A 16583-nucleotide genomic window follows, 5' to 3' on the forward strand; every position below is an offset into this window, starting at 1 on the left:
GGGTGAGCAAGAGACTTGTCCGCCGCTGCCTTGCCGTGCGCACGGCACAAGGTTAGCCGCCCCGGCCAGAGCCACACCAGGCAGCTCCCTGGGAAAAACTTTCCAGCCTGTGCCCGCAGGCCATCCCAAAGAGCACCCCCACCGCCGCTTCTGTGGTAACAAGTTCGAACGAAAGACGAACCATGAACACGAGCCTCACCACACCCATACGGGTTTTCGACGTCAGCCAGGTCGACCCCGGTGACTTGATCGAGGCCGCTGCGGCGGAAGAATGCATCACCGCGGAGTTGCAGAGGAGGCAGTGCCAGCCCTGAACGTCTTATGGATCTTCGAGCAGGAAACCGGGCTGCGCAAGCTGATCGCAGCAAGTTAATACGAAATCTGGGCCAGGAAACGCGCCGATGCAACTCGCGCCGAATCCGGCCGGTAGGTCCTGAAAGGAAAACGTGTGTACGACGTATTTGCCACTTACCGAACCCCCAGCGACGCGGCTGCCTTCGACAGTCATTACGAACACGTGCATGTGCCCCTGGTCGAAAAAATGCCGCTGCTAGAGGAATTTGCCTGGGGCAAGGTCGAGGATGAGGGGTCCGAGACCTACCTCGTTGCACGCATGACGTTTCAATCTGCAGCAGAAGCGGAAAATCCTTCGGCTCACCGGACGGGCAGGCCGCAGCAGAGGACGTGCAGAATTTTGCACGGTCCGAATTTCAACTGCTGCGTGTACCCCGCGAGGAGTCGTCCCGGCAGCCGGCACGACACGCGCAGCGTTCGGCTCGCACCGGCGGGCACGGGATGTGCGTTTGCCCAGCACAGTCCGGTGCCCGCCGGCAACAGGAGCACCGCCGGAGACACCGAAGGCCGGGCAGGAGTTTGAAAACCACTGACCGTTTAATACCGCGAATCGAACGCACATGAGCGGTAAGGGATTCACAATTACGAGAGATTGGAGTTAAGGTGTCTCGCCTTGGCAATATTCATTACCCCGTCACCGATTTGGAAAAGGCGCTGGCCTTTTACACGTCCGCATTCGACCTGAAACCTAAGTTCGTGGACGGACAGCGCTACGCAGCCTTGGATGCCGGCGGCACAACCCTGGCCCTCGCCGGCCCGGAAGAAGACCTGACCGACGGGGCCGTCGCTGCCTCGTTCAAAGTGGACGACGTGCAGACGGCCCTGGATGCGATTGAGGCAGCCGGTGGATCGGTGGTGCAGCCCCCGGCCGCAGGACCCCACGAACTGCGGGCCGTCGTATCCGATCCGTGGGGAAACACCCTGATCGTCTATGGGCCGAAATAAGCGCCTCGGCTCCTCCTCCGATCCAGAAGTTCCAATATCGAAAGGTGCATGATGTCTGCTTTTGTTGTGGTTGCCCTTGATGTCAACGACGAAGAGAAGTTCGGCGACTACGTGGCCAATGTGGCCGCGAGCTTTGCCAAGTACAACGTGGAGGTGCTCGCCGCCTCCGATGAGCTGGATACGATCGAGGGGGTCGCTCCCTCGGGACGCATCGTGATGCTGCGCTTTCAGTCGTCCGAACAGGCGCGGCAGTGGTATAATTCGCCCGAATACCAGCGCGTGCTGCCTTTGCGGCACGCTGCCGCCGACACCAGGTTCATGACGACTGTCAAAGGTCTCAGCGAGGCCTGACCCTCCCAGCCGGCCCGCATCAGCCACACGGCGGCGTAGTCCGCAAAATTGGTTGAAGCCCCACCGGTTCGGGAAGTGAACTGCAACCATGACCTGAAACTAGCAACCCCTAGCCGTTTCCCTTCAACTCAAAAATTTCCCCTTCGCCTGATCAGGCCAGTTCACGAGCGAGGTCGATATTGATTTTCATGAGCTACCCGAGTGGTTCAAGACGAGCCGTAAGCTGACCACCGGGGCACCCTCACGGCACGAGAATTTTTCCTGGGAGGAAGACAGTCATGACGATTTTTGACCGTACGGTACCGCCGATTCCAAATTGTTTTGTGTCAAGAACAACCACCTCCCGCCCTGTGACGGCCCCTGCCACGACGGCCCCGGTGCAATCGGCCGCAAATTCCCGGAATGACGCGGCCGGACGGTTTGCGTCCTCGCCCTGGGAGGGCCTCTACTGGGAGGCCGATCCCCCCGCAGAAGCGAGACGCGACGAGCTCGGGACGCTGGGGCGCTTCCTGACGAACCTCATGTACGGGGAATAATCACCAAGCCGATCGCGAAATCCTGGCGCACACGGCCAGTCTCGTCTGATCCGCCCCGGCCTCAACGTTCCCCACCCGGGGAAGACGCAATGATCTGATGACACGCTCTTATTGATGTACGGATTTCGTTGGCCGGTGCCCATCGGCCAACCAGGACAGAGGACGGGCAAGCTGTGGAACGAGCAACGGAACAGACGGTGACCCAGTGACCTCCCTGGACCTGGTGGCAGACGCTGTCGCCGCCATTGCCGCCGGCAGACCGGTGCTGGTGGTCGACAATGCGAACCGCGAAAACGAGGGCGACATCATCTTCGCAGCCCAGTTCGCCACGCCTGCCCTCATGGGCTGGACCATCCGTTAAAGCTCAGGAGTTGTGTGCGTGGCGATGAGCGGTGCGCGGGCGGATGCCCTGGCCCTGCCGCCCATGGTCGAGGTCAATGGGGCGAACCACCGCCAGGGAAAGCTTCTGCCGCTTCAGATAGCGTTTGCGGATCAGCCCGTCGATCACCGCTTCCACCGGTGGCGTCAGCCGGCCGCCTCCGCGGCCGCCGCCCGATCGGCCAGGAACCAGATCCGTGACTCTGCCGGTGCCGCGCCTGTACCGGGTGATCAGCCCGTAAACCTGCCGACGCGACACAGCCAGCAGCGCAGCAGCATCGTTGACTGCCCCCTGCCCGACAACATCCAACGCAGCCAAGGGAGCAATCACCGCAGCCCGTCGCACTGCCTCATCCCACTCCGAATCGGACATGGCCAGCGGGCCCCGCTCAACGATCCGCGGTTCCTCGTCAGTCATGCCGGCAACGACGGTGTCGGCGCCTCAAAGCCATAGTTAAAGGTAGTGCAGGCGGCTTTGAGACAGAACGCCTGTTGTGCAGGCGGGTTTGAACAGACGCGTGTTCAAACCCGCCTGCACAACCCCCGGGCTACCACGGATGCCAGTGCAGACGACTTCGAAAAACGACAGCCTGTCTCATTAATCGATCGTTTGTGAGAACGGGAACCGCCGGTGGTGCGATGCTTCCTGGGGGCGAATATCGCCTGTCCTGTCACTGGATGCAGAATTCGTTCCCTTCCGGGTCGAGCATGGAAATGTGCCAGCCATCGTCGCCGTCGAACACCGTGGCGCGCGTGGCTCCGGCGTCCACGCAGCGATCGGCGTGCGCCAGGGCCAAGCGGCGTCCGTCCTCCTTCGACTCGGCGCTCTCGCTGACATTGATGTCCAGATGTACGCGGTTCTTCGCCGTTTTTCCTTCGGGAACCGGCTGGAAGAACAGGCGGGGACCTTTGCCGGCCGGGTCAATGACAGCGCCACGCCACAGCTCCTCCGGGATGCTTTGGTGCATGGCAAATTCCGCCCAGCTCGAAAATCCATCGGGCGGTTCCTGGAGGCTGTAGCTGAGGGCCACCGCCCAAAACCGGGTCATTGTCTCGATGTCGTGGCAGTCGAAGGTCACCTGGAATGGATAGGACATGGGGGCCGCCTTCAGTTTCGGATGCAACAACTATGCCATCGGCCTGCGGCCGCATGTCGGTGACCGGCGATCCTGCACAGCCTCCATAGCCCCGGTACACACGCGAAGAAGCAGGCCAAGAAAGTCAGACGCTTTGTGGGGCTCATCTTTTGGCGCAAGGTGTCACGCGACCCGTGTGAAGTTGCCGGCACGAAGTAGACCCGGAAGACTGCCCGGATGAGGCGGGGAGAAAACGCACGCGCGGAGCTGCGGACCGGCGTGCCGACGCGGTACCAGACGGTGCTTACAGGCGTAGGTTTCGTAGCCGTCATCGTTCTGTCGGTGACGGGCCAGCCCTGGCTGGGGCTGGTGATCGCATTAGTTTTCGTGCCGGTGCTGCGGATGAACGCGCGGATCCGCCTCGAGGAGCCGGCCTGTCCGTGCGGGTAGCGGGCCTATTTTCCACCAAGATCGCCTACAAGGAGATAACGGTGGTCTCCACCGGCCCGTCCACCGGGATCCGTGAGGGAATGGGCCTACGGGTACTCCCCGGCGGGGGGACCGGCTATCTGGTGGGCGGCCCGACCGTCCGGATTCAGGGCGCCGGCACCTGGTTGCTTGTCTCGTGCGCTGATCCGGAAGCTGCCGTCGTGCGTATCCGCGCCCACCTTTCGGGCTGAGAAATGCCACGGTCGCAGCACCGTATGGCTGCCGAAGTATCCGGTAAGGGATCGTTCAAAGCACGTCGTTGATTGTTCCGCCTCCATCAGGCGCAAGTCACCGCAAAGGGGCCCCGAACGCCCACGACACCGCAGCCGCCGTGCTCTCGGCGCGCACCGCATCGGAGGGGCATTGCTTGGGCAAAGGAATCGATGTGCCCGGCGCGGAGGTCGATACGGACCCGTTCGTGTACGGCATCGGAGCCCAACTGGCAGGCGGCGGCGTCGTGACCGCAGTGCTTCCACGCACTGAGCTCAAGCGCAGCCAGGTCCAGTTCACGACCCGGCGCTAACACACCCCAGCGCCCGTAAGCCGATCCTTCGCCGGGACGCTTTTGGGTCCAAGGCGGGCAGGATGAACATGCCGTCCGGTCCCTCGGGTATCGCCGGGACTCCTGGCGCCTTGTAGATGCTCACGCACCAAGGGTCGTTGGTGAATGGGCTCAGGTGCCAGCTCGAATACTGACTGTGAAGCATCGGTCTGAGGCGTCCGCAGCTTTGACTTTGTCGCGAGGATCGTGTCGGCGCTGGTCGAAAATCGAGCCGTTTCATCGGCTGAAATGAGCCAAAGTGCCGGATGCTACGTAGGCGAAACAAGCCTGAAGGCGTAGCGGGTCTCCCGGCCACCGCCGGGGTCCATCTTGAAATCTACTCTGTCGGTGCCTGCTTCCAGCTGTACTGTCCTTTTGAAGATGTCCCCATTGCAATGGACCTGCACCGGGGCGACGACTTCGGCGCCGGACCAGCTGGCCACCGACAGTTCGGTCCCGGAGGGTCCCTCACACAAGAACTGCAATTCGTAAGTGCCGGGTTTGGCAGACATTCCGAAGCTGGTGGGCGAATCCGAAACAGCGGAGCCAAACAACTCTCCCGGCACTGCGGGTTTCAGTTGCTTTGATGACCATTCGGCCATGTCCTCTTGCGCTGCAGGCCTGGGGTCAGTGTTGGGCCCTATGGTAACCCCGGCGGCTGCGGGCTTGCCGGTCGATGGGGTCGCGCTGATGGTGATGGGACCGCCCGCGTGTCTTAGGAATCGCTGGAAGATGGCGTCGCAGTCAACGTCTGTTGACAGCGGAAGCCCATCGCCCTCAACGATCGCCAGCTTGGCGAAGTAGCCGCCGGCACAGGCGGCCTTGACGACATAGTCCCCGGGAACAAGTACAGTGGCCAGTTTCCCGGCAGGCTCTGCTTCCGTAGGCATGCCAGCGTCGGGTTTGGATGCACCCAACAAACGGGCCACTTCGTCAACGTTTTCCTCAAATGATCGGGGCGGCACCGTGGCCCCTCCAAGCGATGAGCTGGCTGGCCGCTCAGGCGGGCCGCTGTACGTACAACCCGCCAGCGGAAGGACGAGTCCGGCCAAAACAAGCACTACTCTTCCGCGATGAGTCTGCATCCCCCAATGAGCTGACATGCCCTGAGCCTACTACGCCGTAATTGGGCGATGGTGGAGACAAACGCTCGTCGGAAGCCACCGCGGCATCGGCAACTAACGACAAAAACCACCGCCAAAGAGCGCCGAAGGCCACAGCCCTGGCGGGGTAGGCGGAAAGGCAGCCCTTCACCGGTTGCGGCGGGTTCAGCATCGAACGCCAGAAATTCATTGGTCCCCAATCCAATCGGCTGTTTCCGCCACCCTAACCCGTCCGCGCAGCGGGGCCTAGGAAGGTGACGCTCTCACCTGCCACCGTCCCATTCAAGGTTCCCTTACCGGACGTCCGCTCATCTCGAAACCAGGGTGAGCACAGCGATTCGGTCTGCGGGTTTCGTCTTCCTCGTGGTCCGTGTTGTGTGGGGAGTCGGGACCAGAAATCCGATCACGATCCTGGGTGCGGCTCGGCCGGCTGACGCGCCGCGAGACTTCCTGGCGGCCGTCGCAGTTTTTCCTGACGGTGGTAGTAGAGGAAGGCGATCACGGTGGCGGTCGCGAGGATGCCCGTGCCCATGATGCTCGCCTCAACACCGAAGTTCCCGCCCGTGAGCATTTCGTGGGAGTCAGGGCCGGGGCCGAACGCGAACAGGCTGCTCGCCTCAGCGTGGCCGCTGACAGGCAGGCCAAAGACGTTGCCCTGGAAGAAGTTCCACCCGGCATGGATGCCGGCGATCAACCATAGGTTGCCCTGCCCCAGCGCCACTAGGCAGGCGAACACCGCGTACAGGGTAATGTTGGCCAACACGATCGGCCTGAAGTCGAAGTGAATCACCGCGAAGAACACCGAGCTGGCAACGACCGCGACGACACCGTTGATCTGCAGGCCCGCGACTTGGAGCATGTAGCCCCGCAGTACGGCCTCCTCAGTGGAAGCCTGCACCACAAACACGAGCAACAGCACCGCGACCGGAACAAGCGCGGACGCTCCCAGGTTGGTGTGCGGTGAAATGCTCATCGCGTACTCCCCCAGCGACCACGGGATCAGCACGCCCAATGTCATCATCACAGCACCGATGACCAGACCGAGTACCAGCTTGACGACCGGGTTCGCGCCGCGGAAACCGATCGATGAGAACCGGCGCCCTTCCTTCAGGCGCGCGTCGGACGTTTCGACTCCCCCGCCATCCCCACAAGCGGCGATGTGTGCAGGTTCATTAGGCCTCCAGCCCGCGTTCGGTGACGCCATCATGGCTCGAGCACTCGGGCCCTCCAAGTGCCATTGGTCCCAACGGTTGCAGGCCGAGTGCGTAACCGCTGGCAAGGACCGGTCAACTCCGTTCGCCGTCGGCCCTGATTGCCCGGACAGTTCTCGCAGTCGTTGCCGACGCGCCTTCCGGCGTAGAGACTCCGCGCGGAGACAGATTGGGGCCGGGGCGGGGACGCGTTACTGGTCTTAAAACGATCGACATCTCTAGTCGTCTGCGGGCTGTCCGTCATATAGTTCACGGGGGTTTGGGGCTCTGGTTGCTTCGTTGTGGATGGGTTAGCGTCTTGTCCGTCCACGAGGCAGCTGACGGGAGCGGCCGCCAGCTGGCACTGACCCTGCATCAGGGGGCAGCCTCGCGCTTTTCCATCGCGGACAGGCCCAGGGGCACTCGCATTCGTCGCACTGGACCATTCGGACCACCGCCGGGGGCGGGAGGCCAGGCCTCAAAGCCCAGGTCTTCGCCAGTGCGGTGGCCCCCGTAGGCTGGGCTGCACTTCCGCAGACGAATCTGCTTTTGCGGTCCGTGTATGCGAACTGAGAGAGAGTGTGCTGCGTGAGCGCCGCTTCTTCACCCATCCCCCCTGCCGCCCCGGCCCCCGCTGCGCCTGACGCAGCACCACGGGCCCGGTCGATGCGGGGGCTCGTTCTCCTGGCCATCGGCTCGGCCCTGGCACTGTGCGGGATGGCCCTGCTCGCCGTCATCATTGTCGGCACCGCGACGCTGCAGACAGAGGCGCTGGCTCGTATCGCCAACCGCACGGTCACCTATCGGGCGGAGTTCGGGTTCGTCGAACGCAAGCTGTCGGGGCTCTCGGCCCTCATCGGCGGGCCCGGCATTCTGCTGCTGACGGCCATGTGCTTCCTTATCCCCGGATACCTGCGCCGGCGAGGCACGATGCACGGACTGCCCACCAGCGGCCTGTGCGGCGGGTCCGTCCTCGCTATCTACCGGCCGCTCGCGCTCTGGGCGCACGGCCTTTGGAGCCTCGTTCCGCTGGCCGCCTGGGCGCTGCTGATCCTGGTTCCACTGCGCAGCATGGCCGGTGGCGGATGGCCGGCCGGTCTGCGCGATGAGAACTCGACCGCCGTGTGGCTCGCCCTCGGCTTCTACGGGGCGGTCGCCAGCGGCCTGTTCGCGGTGATCGTCACCTCCCTCATCAAGAAGGCGTACTTTCTCGCCTGGCTCCGGCGACACCCTGACACACAGGTGGATGAAAGGAAGGGGGCGTTCTGGCGCTGGGTGTGCTTCACCTGGCGTTTTGACCTCTGGCTCGCCGGATTCGGCGGGGCGCTGATCGGGGTGTGCTGGATTGGCCTGGAATTCGACGGTCAGCAGTTCGTCGTGGCCGCCTCGCTGACCGGACTGGTGCTGCTTCTGGGCGGAATTGCTGTGAGCCTCAATTATTGGCGCGCCGGCAGGCCCCTCGGGGCCGCGATATCCAACGCATGACAGCGGTCCCGTGGCCAGGCCGTGCCGCCGCCCTCGCAACGGTCACCGCGGTTGTGGTGGCTCTTTCCGGGTGCAGCAGTCTGTGGCGCTCCGACGCGCCACCGGAAGATCCCACCTGGACGTACTCCGCTGCGATGAATACTCTCCGCGATGTCCCCGGCGTGGAGAAATCCTTCGTGACCAGCGGGCCCGTCGGCCTTCCGAACCAGATCGAGTTAACCACCGGGCTCAACCTCACCGGCGGGTACCCTGCGGAGCTGGTTCCCCAACTGGTCGATTACGTCCTCGCCGTCGCCTGGTCGATTCCGTTGAAGAAGCCCACCACCTCCGTCTCGATCGCGTTTAAGGCGGCGGGAAAAAGCGTTGACCTCAAACCGGCCGCGGCTGCCCTCGGCTGGCCCGAGTATCCCGGGCCAGTGCTGTCACTGTCGCCCCGCGACCTCGCGGAGCGATACGGCCCCTGGCCAGGCGACAGGCCAGCTCTTCCGGTAGAGCTGGCCGCCTACGTTCCCCCGCCACCAGCGCCGACAACACCCACCCCCACCGGCTGATCAGATTCTGCAATGCAGTCTTTACTGTCAACGACTGCATGAAGAACAGCACCGTCGGTCCAGGACGCCGGTTTAGTGGCAGTCGATGGCGTGGATGGCAGTGGCAAGACATCCTTCGCCGCCAAGCTGGCATTCGAGATCCAGAGTCGACCCGTGATCGTCATCCACGCTAGTCCTTGCCGTGCGGAGAGCTCCTGAAGCACTAGGCGATCCCGCTCGCCTGTTTCATCAATTGATCGATTACTGAGATTGGCGCGCCGCTTTTCAACGGCTCTCAGGAGTGTCGGGATTTGTCATTTTCAGAATCTGACTGCGCGAACCTTCCCCGTGGTATCGGAGGAACCTGGACGAGTTGTCGAACGGTCCGCCGGTCTTCCTGGCTGGCAGCCGCCTACTCGCCCGTACGCGGGTTCGTCCGTACCGTAGAAGTGGGTGTGGCTGGGGTCGCATTGGGTACGCCCTCTCCCATTACCGGGCCAGCCGGGGCACAGCGTTGCCTTTCGGATTTGATGAGGTCGCCCTGGGTTTTCCGCCGGGCGTCCAGAGGGGTAACTATGGCCGGAGCGTTCGAGCTTTTTCACGACGGGAACCTGTCTTTCGGGTTTAGGTTGAAGGCTCCCGATGGGACGGTTGTGGCGGTATCGGGCCCGTTCCCGGACAAGGTGTCGGCTGTCGAGGGTATCCGTGTCGTCCGTGAGTGTGCCGGAATGGGTTTGATCACCGATCTTTGCCCCATGCCCGGGGATTCCCACGAAAGTCTGGCGCGAACGGTATGAGCACTTTGGACAGCATGTTCACGTACTCCAGCGCGCTGGAGCCCAGCGCTTGCACCGCGGGGGCGTTTCTCATCGATGCCGTGACCGGGGTGATCGCGTGGTCCGATGCGCTCTACCGGATCCACGGATACCAGCGCGGAGAGGTCGTGCCCACCGTTGAGCTCGTCCTGGCGCACAAGCACCCGGGCGACAGGGCAAAAATACGGGAATTGCACGCCGGTATGGCCGAAGCCGGGGGGCACTTCTCCAGCTACCACCGCCTGATTGACTCCCACCAGCACGAACACAGGGTACTGACTACCGGGGAGGCCGTCCTCGACGCGAACGGCAGGCTCTTCTCCATCACGGGAATCATGGTCGACCTGACCTCAACTGTCCACGCCGAAACGGAACGGGCCGCCAGGGATGCAGTCGCCGGAGCCGTCCGCGCCCGCGCCGTCATCGAAAGAGCCGTGGGCATTCTTATGGGACGGCTCAGCATCGGTGCCGATGCAGCTTTCTCTCTGCTCAGTGTCCACAGCAACCACACCAACAAAAAACTGGCCGCCATCGCCTCTCAGCTTGTCGGCCTCGCCGAAGAGCCCCGCAACGCGGCCGTGCTCACTGCGGTCATCCATGACATTCAACGCCACACACCTCATGCCACCGCGGTACGCCGGGGCACGCCCAGCGAGGGTTTGGCTTAGGTAGGGGAACCGCCGTCTAGTGGTTAGTGCAGAAGGGAAGATGACACAGTCCATCTCGAATACGATCGTATTTGGGATGCCAGAGAGTCGAACGAGATTGGTTGCTGTCTGGGCTGGCTTCCGCTCCCGTGCACCGCGCCGTTTGGCCGAACCACAAGGGTGCAAGTCGACTCGTGAAATGACGTCAGAGGAGTCTCATGAACGGTCGTAGGTGACGGCCATCCCCTTGGATGGACTTTCAAGCACCCGCGTATTGGGCAACGGAGTGGGCCCCGATTGCCGTGTTGAGTTCTTCCAGGGTCGGGGGGTTTGCTCCCGGGCGCTGTACGGTGATGGCCGCGGCCGCAGCTGCGGTGTGTCCAAGTTGCTCCAGGACAGCCGGGGCGATGCCTTCGGTTCCTCGGGTGAGGAAGCCCAGGATCAGGGCGGACATGAAGGAGTCCCCCGCGCCTATAGTGTCTGCAACTGTGGTTTTCACGGCAGGGATGCTGATGTTGGCGGCGGCGGAGGTGAATTGTGAACCTTCGGCGCCCTTGGTTATGACGGTCAACCGGGTGCCCAGTCCGAGGATATGTGCTGCGGTTTCTTCCAGGCTTTTTTGGGGGTACAGCCACTGGGCGTCCTCGTCGCTGAGTTTGACGACGTCGGTTAAGGGCACGAGCTCTTCGAAGATGGCCTTCGCTTCGGCATGGCTGCCGAGCAGGGCTGGGCGGATGTTCGGGTCGTAGGTGATCATGCAGTGTTTGTGGGCCTGTTCGAGCAGGGCTTTCACGGCGCCGGCACCGGGACTAAGGAACGTGGCGATGGATCCGGTGTGCAGGATTTTTGGGAAGTAGGCTGGGGTTGTCGGGGCAAGGTCCCAGGAGATGTCGAAGTCGTACCGGGCGGAGCCGTCCGGTGCCAAGGTTGCTGTTGCCGATGCGGTCCGGGTGAGGGATTTTGATCCGGGCAGAAGTATGACTCCTGCGCTGCTGAGATGGTTTTCGATGGAGATTCCCCGCGCGTCCGGGGCGATGGCTGTGAGCAGGCCTGTGGTTACGCCGAGGCGGCCTAGTCCGTAGGCGACGTTGGCCGGCGAGCCGCCCGGGTGTTCCACTTGGTCGTCTGACGTGGTGACCACGTCGATCAGTGCCTCGCCTACGACCATGACGTCGAGTGTCTGGTTAGCGTCGTGCCGGGCTGTTGTGAGGTAATCCATGGTCTGTCTCTCGTGGAAGCTGATGGCGGAGCCCGTCCAAGCCACATCAGTCCGCGGACCGGTATCCGGTCCGCGGAACTGAAAATGGCGGCAGCAGTTGTTCAGGCGGTGGCTGCACCGGTCATGATCGCAACTGCATCGGTCATGGTGTGTGATTGCGGGGTGATGGTGGCGGCGCATTTGCCCAGGCGCTGGATGTGGATCCGGTCCGCTACGTCGAATACGTGGGGCATGTTGTGGCTGATCAGGATGACTGGCAGGCCGCGGTCCCGGAGGTCCCGGACCAACTGCAGGACCTGGTTCGACTCCCGGACGCCGAGTGCCGCCGTCGGCTCGTCCAGCACGACCACTTTTGAACCGAACGCCGCGGCGCGGGCCACTGCGACGGCCTGGCGCTGGCCTCCGGAGAGGTTCTCCACCGGCACTGTGACGTCCTGGAGGGTGGAGATTCCCAGCCGGGTCAATTCCTGCTTGGCCTTCGTGCGCATGCCTTTGGTGTCAAGCATCCGGAACACGCTCCCGAGGAGTCCCGCACGCCGTTCCTCCCGGCCGAGGAATAGGTTGGAGGCGACGTCCAGGGCTGGCGAAACGGCAAGGTTCTGGTACACCGTTTCGATGCCGTGGGCACGGGCGTCCTGGGGGCGTTTGAAGTGGACCGGTTGCCCGGACACCATCAGCTCGCCCGTGTCCGGAATTTCGGCCCCGGTGAGGCACTTGATCAGCGTGGACTTTCCTGCGCCGTTGTCGCCGATGATCGCCAGGACTTCGCCCGGGTACAGGTCCAGGCTGACGCCGTCCAGGCCGACGACGCGGCCGAAGGTCTTGACGAGGTTCCGGGCCTGCAGGATGGGCTGGCGCACTTGCGTTCCGGCCGGCTCCAGATGGGTGGCAGTCATGATTTCACCTTTCGGATCCACTGGTCGATGGACACAGCGAGGATGATGAGGACGCCCACCGCGAGTGTCTGGTAGAGCACATCCAGGCCTGCGAGGGAGAGCCCGTTGCGGAAGACGCCGACGATCAGCGCGCCCAGGAGGGTTCCCCAGACCGACCCGCGTCCGCCAAAGAGGCTGGTTCCCCCAATGACCACGGCGGTGATGGAGTCCAGATTCAGGTCGACGCCGGCGTTGGGACTGGCTGCGTTGGTGCGGCCGATCTGTATCCAGGCGCCGACGGCCAGGACAGCGCCGGCGGCGAGATAGACGCTCATGAGGACCTTGTTCACGGCGATGCCGGCCAGGCGGGCAGCTTCCTTGTCATCGCCCACGGCGTAGACGTGCCGGCCCCAGGCGGTTTTGCCGAGGATGAACGCGATCGCGATGTAGAGCAGGAGCATCACGACGACGCCGGTGGAGATCCTGACCGGGCCCACCGGGAAGGTGGTTCCGGTCCACGTCAGAAGGGGCGGCATGGCCGAGCCGCGCACTGTCGCTCCGTTGGAGTAGAGCAGGGTCAGGGCGATGAAGATATTCAGCGTGCCAAGGGTGACGATGAACGGCGGGAGCCGGAACCGGGTGACCAGAAACCCGTTCAGGGCCCCGGCGGCGAGTCCGACGACCAGGCCCGCGAGGAGCGCGACAGGTGCGGGCAGTCCGTTGTTGACGGCGAGTTGGGCCATGACCATGGACGAAAGGATCATGACGGCCCCGACGGAAAGGTCGATGCCTGCGGTGAGAATGATGAGGGTCTGGGCGATGGCCAGGGTGCCGACGACGGAGACCTGCTGGGTAATCAGGGAGAGGTTTTCAACCCGCAGGAACCTGTCATTGAGGAGGCCGAACACGACCACCGAGATGAGAAGTACAAGGGCGGGGCTGACCGCGGGGTAGCGGTGGAGGATATTGCGTATCCGGCTGAGCGGTGTCTGGCGGTCGAGGAATTCCTCCGCCAGGTCGGCATGCCCGGCGCTGGGCGGGCCGGCGGTCTGTTGCTGGGTCACGATTGGTCCTGATCTTCCGTGATGGTTGCTAGAGCGGAGCTAGCTCGGTAGATGCGGGGCGGGGAGGCCGATAGCGGGCTCCGGCCTCCCCGCCCCGCAGTGAAGCTGGGTGTGCTACTTTCCCCAGCAGATGTCGGAGGCTTCGGTCGTGGTGATGCTCTTGACGCCGTCGGCCGGCTTGTCCGTGACGAGTTCGACGCCGGTGTTGTAGAAGTCCAGCCCCGGGGAGTTGGCCGGCTTCTGGCCGGTCTTGGCGAGGTCAACGATGGCCTTGACGCCCAGTTCGGCCATCTTGACCGGGTACTGCTGGGCCGTGGCGCCGATGACGCCGGCCTTGACGTTGTTCACGCCCGTGCAGCCGCCGTCCACCGAAACCACCAGCACGTCCTTTTCCTTGCCGGCGGCCTTCAGTGCCTCGAAGGCACCCGCTGCTGCAGGTTCGTTGATGGTATAGACGACGTTGATGTTCGGGTTCTTGGCGAGGAGGGTTTCCATGGCGGTGCGTCCGCCGTCCTCGGCGCCCTGGGAGGCCTGGCTGCCGACGATCTCGTAGTCGCCGCCCTTGCCGCCGGTGTACTTGCCGGTCTTGGCTTCGTCGCCGTTCTTCTTCTTGTCCGCGGTGTCGATACCCAGGCCGGTCAGGAAGCCCTGGTCCCGGTTGTAGTCAACCGAGACGACCTTGTCGTCAAAGAGATCGACGAGGGCAATGGTCGCCTTTTTCCCATCCAGCTGGGCCGCGGTCCATTTGCCGATCAGCTCGCCGGCGGCAAAGTTGTCCGTGGCGAACGTGATGTCGGCGGCGTCGGCCGGGTCCGGCGGGGTGTCCAGGGCGATGACGAAGAGCCCGGCGTCCTTGGCCTTCTTCAGGGCGTCCACTACGGACGGGCCGTTGGGGGTGATCAGGATGCCCTTGTCGCCCTTGGAGATGGCGTTCTCGATGGCCTGGATCTGGGTGTCCTCGTCGCCGTCAGCCTTGCCGGCTGCGAGCTTCAGGTCCACGCCGCCGGCCTCGGCGGCCTTCTTTGCCCCGTCCTGCATGGAGACGAAGAACGGGTTGGTCGTGGTCTTAACGATCAGCGAGACGCCTACCTTTTCACCGGACGCGCTTCCCGTTGATGTGGTGGACGGGGAACTTCCGCCGCAGGCTGAAAGACTGAGCGCTCCCAGGGTCAACACTGCTCCTGCAGCGAACAGGCGGGTGGCCGTTGAACGGGGTGCTTTGGAACTCAACATTGAATCTCCTGGTGTTTGAGGCCTCATCGGCCTCGACAACGATGTCATGTACGATGTAACCAGCATCACACCGGAGAGTCAATAGATGCACTTAGAAGGAGCGATTTACTTGACAACGATGTCCGATCGTAGCCAGCCGGCCCTTTCCGCCAGTCGTCCGACAATGCGCCACGTGGCTGCGCTTGCCGGCGTCGGCATTAAGACCGTGTCCCGGGTGATCAACGACGAACCTGGCGTGTCGGACGCCACCCGGGAAAAGGTGCTCAGCGCTTCACGACAACTCAACTACCAGCTGGACATGGCGGCCGGAAGCCTGCGCCGCGCGGGCAGGAGAACGCTTTCCGTCGGGCTCCTGCTGCCGAGTGTCTCCAACCCATTCAGTGGCGAGATCCACCGGGCCATAGAAGATGCGCTGGGGGCCAGAGGGATAGCGGTCTTTGCCGCCAGCCTCGACGATGACCCCCGGCGGGAGCAGGCCATCGTTACGGCGTTTCTTGGCCGGCGTGTTGATGGGCTTATCCTCACGCCGATCGCGAGAAGCCAGGCATACGTAATCCCGGAGCATTCCCGTGACCTGCCCTTGGTCTTCATCGACCGCGAGCCGGTAGGGATGGAAGCAGACGCCGTTGTGACCGACAACGCCGTGGGCGCCGCGAGTGCGGCCGCTCACCTGATGAGCTTCGGCCACACCAGACTCGCCTACCTGGGCGACCGTACAGACATACAGACCGCACGGGAACGCCGGCGGGGGTTCATGGAGGAAATCGGCCGGCACGGAATTCCCACGTCAACGATTCCCATCCGCGAAAACCTTCACGATGAAGAATCGGCGAGGCTGGCCGCACTGGAGCTACTCACTGCCGCTGAGCCACCGACTGCGATCTTCTCCAGCCAAAACCTGGTCACCTTCGGGGCCATGCGTGCCTTGCGGGAGCTAGGGCTACGCAACCGCGTGGCCTTAATAGGATTCGATGACTTTACCCTTGCCGACATGATGGAGCCCGCTGTGACAGTCATCGCCCAGCATCCCGAGCGGATCGGCAAGCTGGCAGCGGAGCGCCTGCTGGCCAGGATTGACGGCGACGAACAGCCTCCACGTACCTATGTCGTCCCCTCCGAGCTGATACAAAGGGGCTCCGGGGAACTCCGCCCGCCGGCCTGACGCCGGAGAACTTCCTTAGCCACCTGCCGAACAGATTGACCTGAAAGGACCATGATGACCAAAACCCTGTACGCCGAATTCACCGTCAAACCCGGCAGCGAAGCCCGCGTCGCGGAGATGATGCTCGAACTGACCCGGCACGTCCGCCGGGAACAGGGCAACGAACTGTTCCTTCCCTATACGCGGGAAGAAAATCCCCGGGAGTACTTTGTCTTCGAGGTCTACCGCGATGAAGCTGCATTCCAGGAACACATCAGCGCCGACTATGGCGCAAGATTCAACGAGGAACTGGCACTCCACATCGAAGGCGACGGCTCGGAACTGACCTGGCTCCTGCCGGTGGAATAGCCCGCGGCCACGACTCTGCCAACCCACCGTCCGTGGGGCTGCATCCGCGCTCCCTGGGTGGGTTGAACGGAACCGAGTACCCAAAAAAAGCACCCTTCCAGGCTGTCCGCTGGTGGGGCGATGACGGCTACCCCGCCCATGGATTCCCCTGCCTCAGTAGAGGGATGGATCTCTCATACTTCGGCCGCTCAGAACCGTTGACTTGTCTGATGGACATAACTTAGTGTCCAACGCATTGACAA

At 63.2% G+C, this 16583-nt stretch carries 20 protein-coding genes and 1 pseudogene; 13 read left to right on the top strand and 8 right to left on the bottom strand.

The genetic code is table 11. The features are described 5' to 3' along the window. Positions 1-448 precede the first annotated feature (448 nt). From GXK59_RS21050 to GXK59_RS14865, 4 genes and pseudogenes are all read left to right on the top strand, one after another. A complete protein-coding gene (locus GXK59_RS21050; RefSeq protein WP_202129138.1) occupies positions 449-877 on the top strand; it encodes an EthD family reductase in 429 nt (142 codons plus the stop codon). Between the two features lie 80 nt (positions 878-957). Continuing rightward, complete coding sequence (locus GXK59_RS14855; RefSeq protein WP_160667916.1) at positions 958-1299, top strand: VOC family protein; 342 nt, start codon at positions 958-960, stop codon at positions 1297-1299. Between the two features lie 48 nt (positions 1300-1347). Then, entirely contained in the window at positions 1348-1650 is a 303-nt protein-coding gene (locus tag GXK59_RS14860) for a DUF1330 domain-containing protein (protein WP_160667918.1), read from the top strand. 741 nt (positions 1651-2391) lie between these two features. Then, positions 2392-2625: pseudogene (locus tag GXK59_RS14865) on the top strand (3,4-dihydroxy-2-butanone-4-phosphate synthase); the annotation flags it as partial. Here the strand turns inward: GXK59_RS14865 and GXK59_RS14870 are convergent. Beyond that, positions 2551-2982 carry a helix-turn-helix domain-containing protein gene (locus GXK59_RS14870; RefSeq protein ID WP_160669200.1) on the bottom strand — a complete coding sequence of 144 codons (432 nt, stop codon included), beginning with the start codon at positions 2980-2982 and terminating at the stop codon, positions 2551-2553. The pseudogene GXK59_RS14865 and the gene GXK59_RS14870 sit on opposite strands and share 75 nt — an antisense overlap. Before the next feature lie 253 nt (positions 2983-3235). After that, the gene (locus tag GXK59_RS14875; protein ID WP_160667920.1) at positions 3236-3661 is read right to left on the bottom strand and encodes a VOC family protein; all 426 of its coding nucleotides are present in this window, start codon (positions 3659-3661) and stop codon (positions 3236-3238) included. A gap of 216 nt (positions 3662-3877) precedes the next feature. Between GXK59_RS14875 and GXK59_RS14880 the strand changes: the two genes are divergently transcribed. The 3 genes from GXK59_RS14880 to GXK59_RS14890 all read left to right on the top strand — a co-directional run bounded on the left by GXK59_RS14880 (position 3878) and on the right by GXK59_RS14890 (position 4652). Then, positions 3878-4090: a hypothetical protein gene (locus GXK59_RS14880; RefSeq protein ID WP_160667922.1), complete on the top strand. Its 213-nt coding sequence runs from the start codon at positions 3878-3880 to the stop codon at positions 4088-4090. Further along, positions 4081-4320, top strand: coding sequence for a hypothetical protein (locus tag GXK59_RS14885; protein ID WP_160667924.1), 240 nt, complete (start codon positions 4081-4083; stop codon positions 4318-4320). Before GXK59_RS14880 ends, GXK59_RS14885 begins: the two co-directional genes overlap by 10 nt. 176 nt (positions 4321-4496) lie before the next feature. Then, complete coding sequence (locus tag GXK59_RS14890; protein WP_160667926.1) at positions 4497-4652, top strand: hypothetical protein; 156 nt, start codon at positions 4497-4499, stop codon at positions 4650-4652. A 287-nt stretch (positions 4653-4939) separates the two neighbouring features. Here the strand turns inward: GXK59_RS14890 and GXK59_RS14895 are convergent, their stop codons facing one another. After that, entirely contained in the window at positions 4940-5635 is a 696-nt protein-coding gene (locus GXK59_RS14895) for a hypothetical protein (RefSeq protein ID WP_160667928.1), read from the bottom strand. A 541-nt stretch (positions 5636-6176) separates the two neighbouring features. Beyond that, the gene (locus tag GXK59_RS14900) at positions 6177-6980 is read right to left on the bottom strand and encodes a CPBP family intramembrane glutamic endopeptidase (RefSeq protein WP_160667929.1); all 804 of its coding nucleotides are present in this window, start codon (positions 6978-6980) and stop codon (positions 6177-6179) included. A gap of 571 nt (positions 6981-7551) precedes the next feature. On the opposite strand from GXK59_RS14900, the gene GXK59_RS14905 reads away from it, so the two are divergent. The 4 genes from GXK59_RS14905 (at position 7552) to GXK59_RS14920 (ending at position 10461) form a co-directional block, all read left to right on the top strand. Then, on the top strand, positions 7552-8448 hold the full coding sequence (locus tag GXK59_RS14905) for a hypothetical protein (protein WP_160667931.1): 897 nt from the start codon (positions 7552-7554) through the stop codon (positions 8446-8448). A gap of 134 nt (positions 8449-8582) precedes the next feature. Then, positions 8583-8999 (top strand): hypothetical protein, encoded by a 417-nt coding sequence (locus GXK59_RS14910; protein ID WP_160667933.1) that lies wholly within the window; start codon positions 8583-8585, stop codon positions 8997-8999. A 554-nt stretch (positions 9000-9553) separates the two neighbouring features. Beyond that, positions 9554-9775 (top strand): YegP family protein, encoded by a 222-nt coding sequence (locus GXK59_RS14915; RefSeq protein WP_160667935.1) that lies wholly within the window; start codon positions 9554-9556, stop codon positions 9773-9775. Then, positions 9772-10461 carry a PAS and ANTAR domain-containing protein gene (locus GXK59_RS14920; protein ID WP_160667937.1) on the top strand — a complete coding sequence of 230 codons (690 nt, stop codon included), beginning with the start codon at positions 9772-9774 and terminating at the stop codon, positions 10459-10461. Before GXK59_RS14915 ends, GXK59_RS14920 begins: the two co-directional genes overlap by 4 nt. Before the next feature lie 238 nt (positions 10462-10699). On the opposite strand, the gene GXK59_RS14925 is transcribed toward GXK59_RS14920, so the two are convergent. The 4 genes from GXK59_RS14925 to GXK59_RS14940 form a co-directional block, all read right to left on the bottom strand. Continuing rightward, positions 10700-11659 carry a carbohydrate kinase family protein gene (locus tag GXK59_RS14925; RefSeq protein ID WP_160667939.1) on the bottom strand — a complete coding sequence of 320 codons (960 nt, stop codon included), beginning with the start codon at positions 11657-11659 and terminating at the stop codon, positions 10700-10702. Between the two features lie 101 nt (positions 11660-11760). Then, positions 11761-12555, bottom strand: a complete 795-nt coding sequence (locus GXK59_RS14930) for an ATP-binding cassette domain-containing protein (protein WP_056430348.1) — start codon at positions 12553-12555, stop codon at positions 11761-11763. After that, positions 12552-13598 (bottom strand): ABC transporter permease, encoded by a 1047-nt coding sequence (locus GXK59_RS14935; RefSeq protein ID WP_160667941.1) that lies wholly within the window; start codon positions 13596-13598, stop codon positions 12552-12554. The genes GXK59_RS14930 and GXK59_RS14935 overlap by 4 nt, the downstream gene beginning before the upstream one ends. A gap of 114 nt (positions 13599-13712) precedes the next feature. Beyond that, positions 13713-14831 (bottom strand): substrate-binding domain-containing protein, encoded by a 1119-nt coding sequence (locus GXK59_RS14940; RefSeq protein WP_160667943.1) that lies wholly within the window; start codon positions 14829-14831, stop codon positions 13713-13715. 163 nt (positions 14832-14994) lie between these two features. On the opposite strand from GXK59_RS14940, the gene GXK59_RS14945 reads away from it, so the two are divergent. Both GXK59_RS14945 and GXK59_RS14950 read left to right on the top strand, forming a co-directional pair. After that, positions 14995-15993 carry a LacI family DNA-binding transcriptional regulator gene (locus GXK59_RS14945; protein WP_160667945.1) on the top strand — a complete coding sequence of 333 codons (999 nt, stop codon included), beginning with the start codon at positions 14995-14997 and terminating at the stop codon, positions 15991-15993. A 54-nt stretch (positions 15994-16047) separates the two neighbouring features. Further along, entirely contained in the window at positions 16048-16341 is a 294-nt protein-coding gene (locus GXK59_RS14950) for a putative quinol monooxygenase (protein WP_160669201.1), read from the top strand. Positions 16342-16583: the final 242 nt, after the last annotated feature.

This window comes from Pseudarthrobacter sp. ATCC 49987 (assembly GCF_009928425.1).
In the GTDB taxonomy this organism is placed as follows: domain Bacteria; phylum Actinomycetota; class Actinomycetes; order Actinomycetales; family Micrococcaceae; genus Arthrobacter.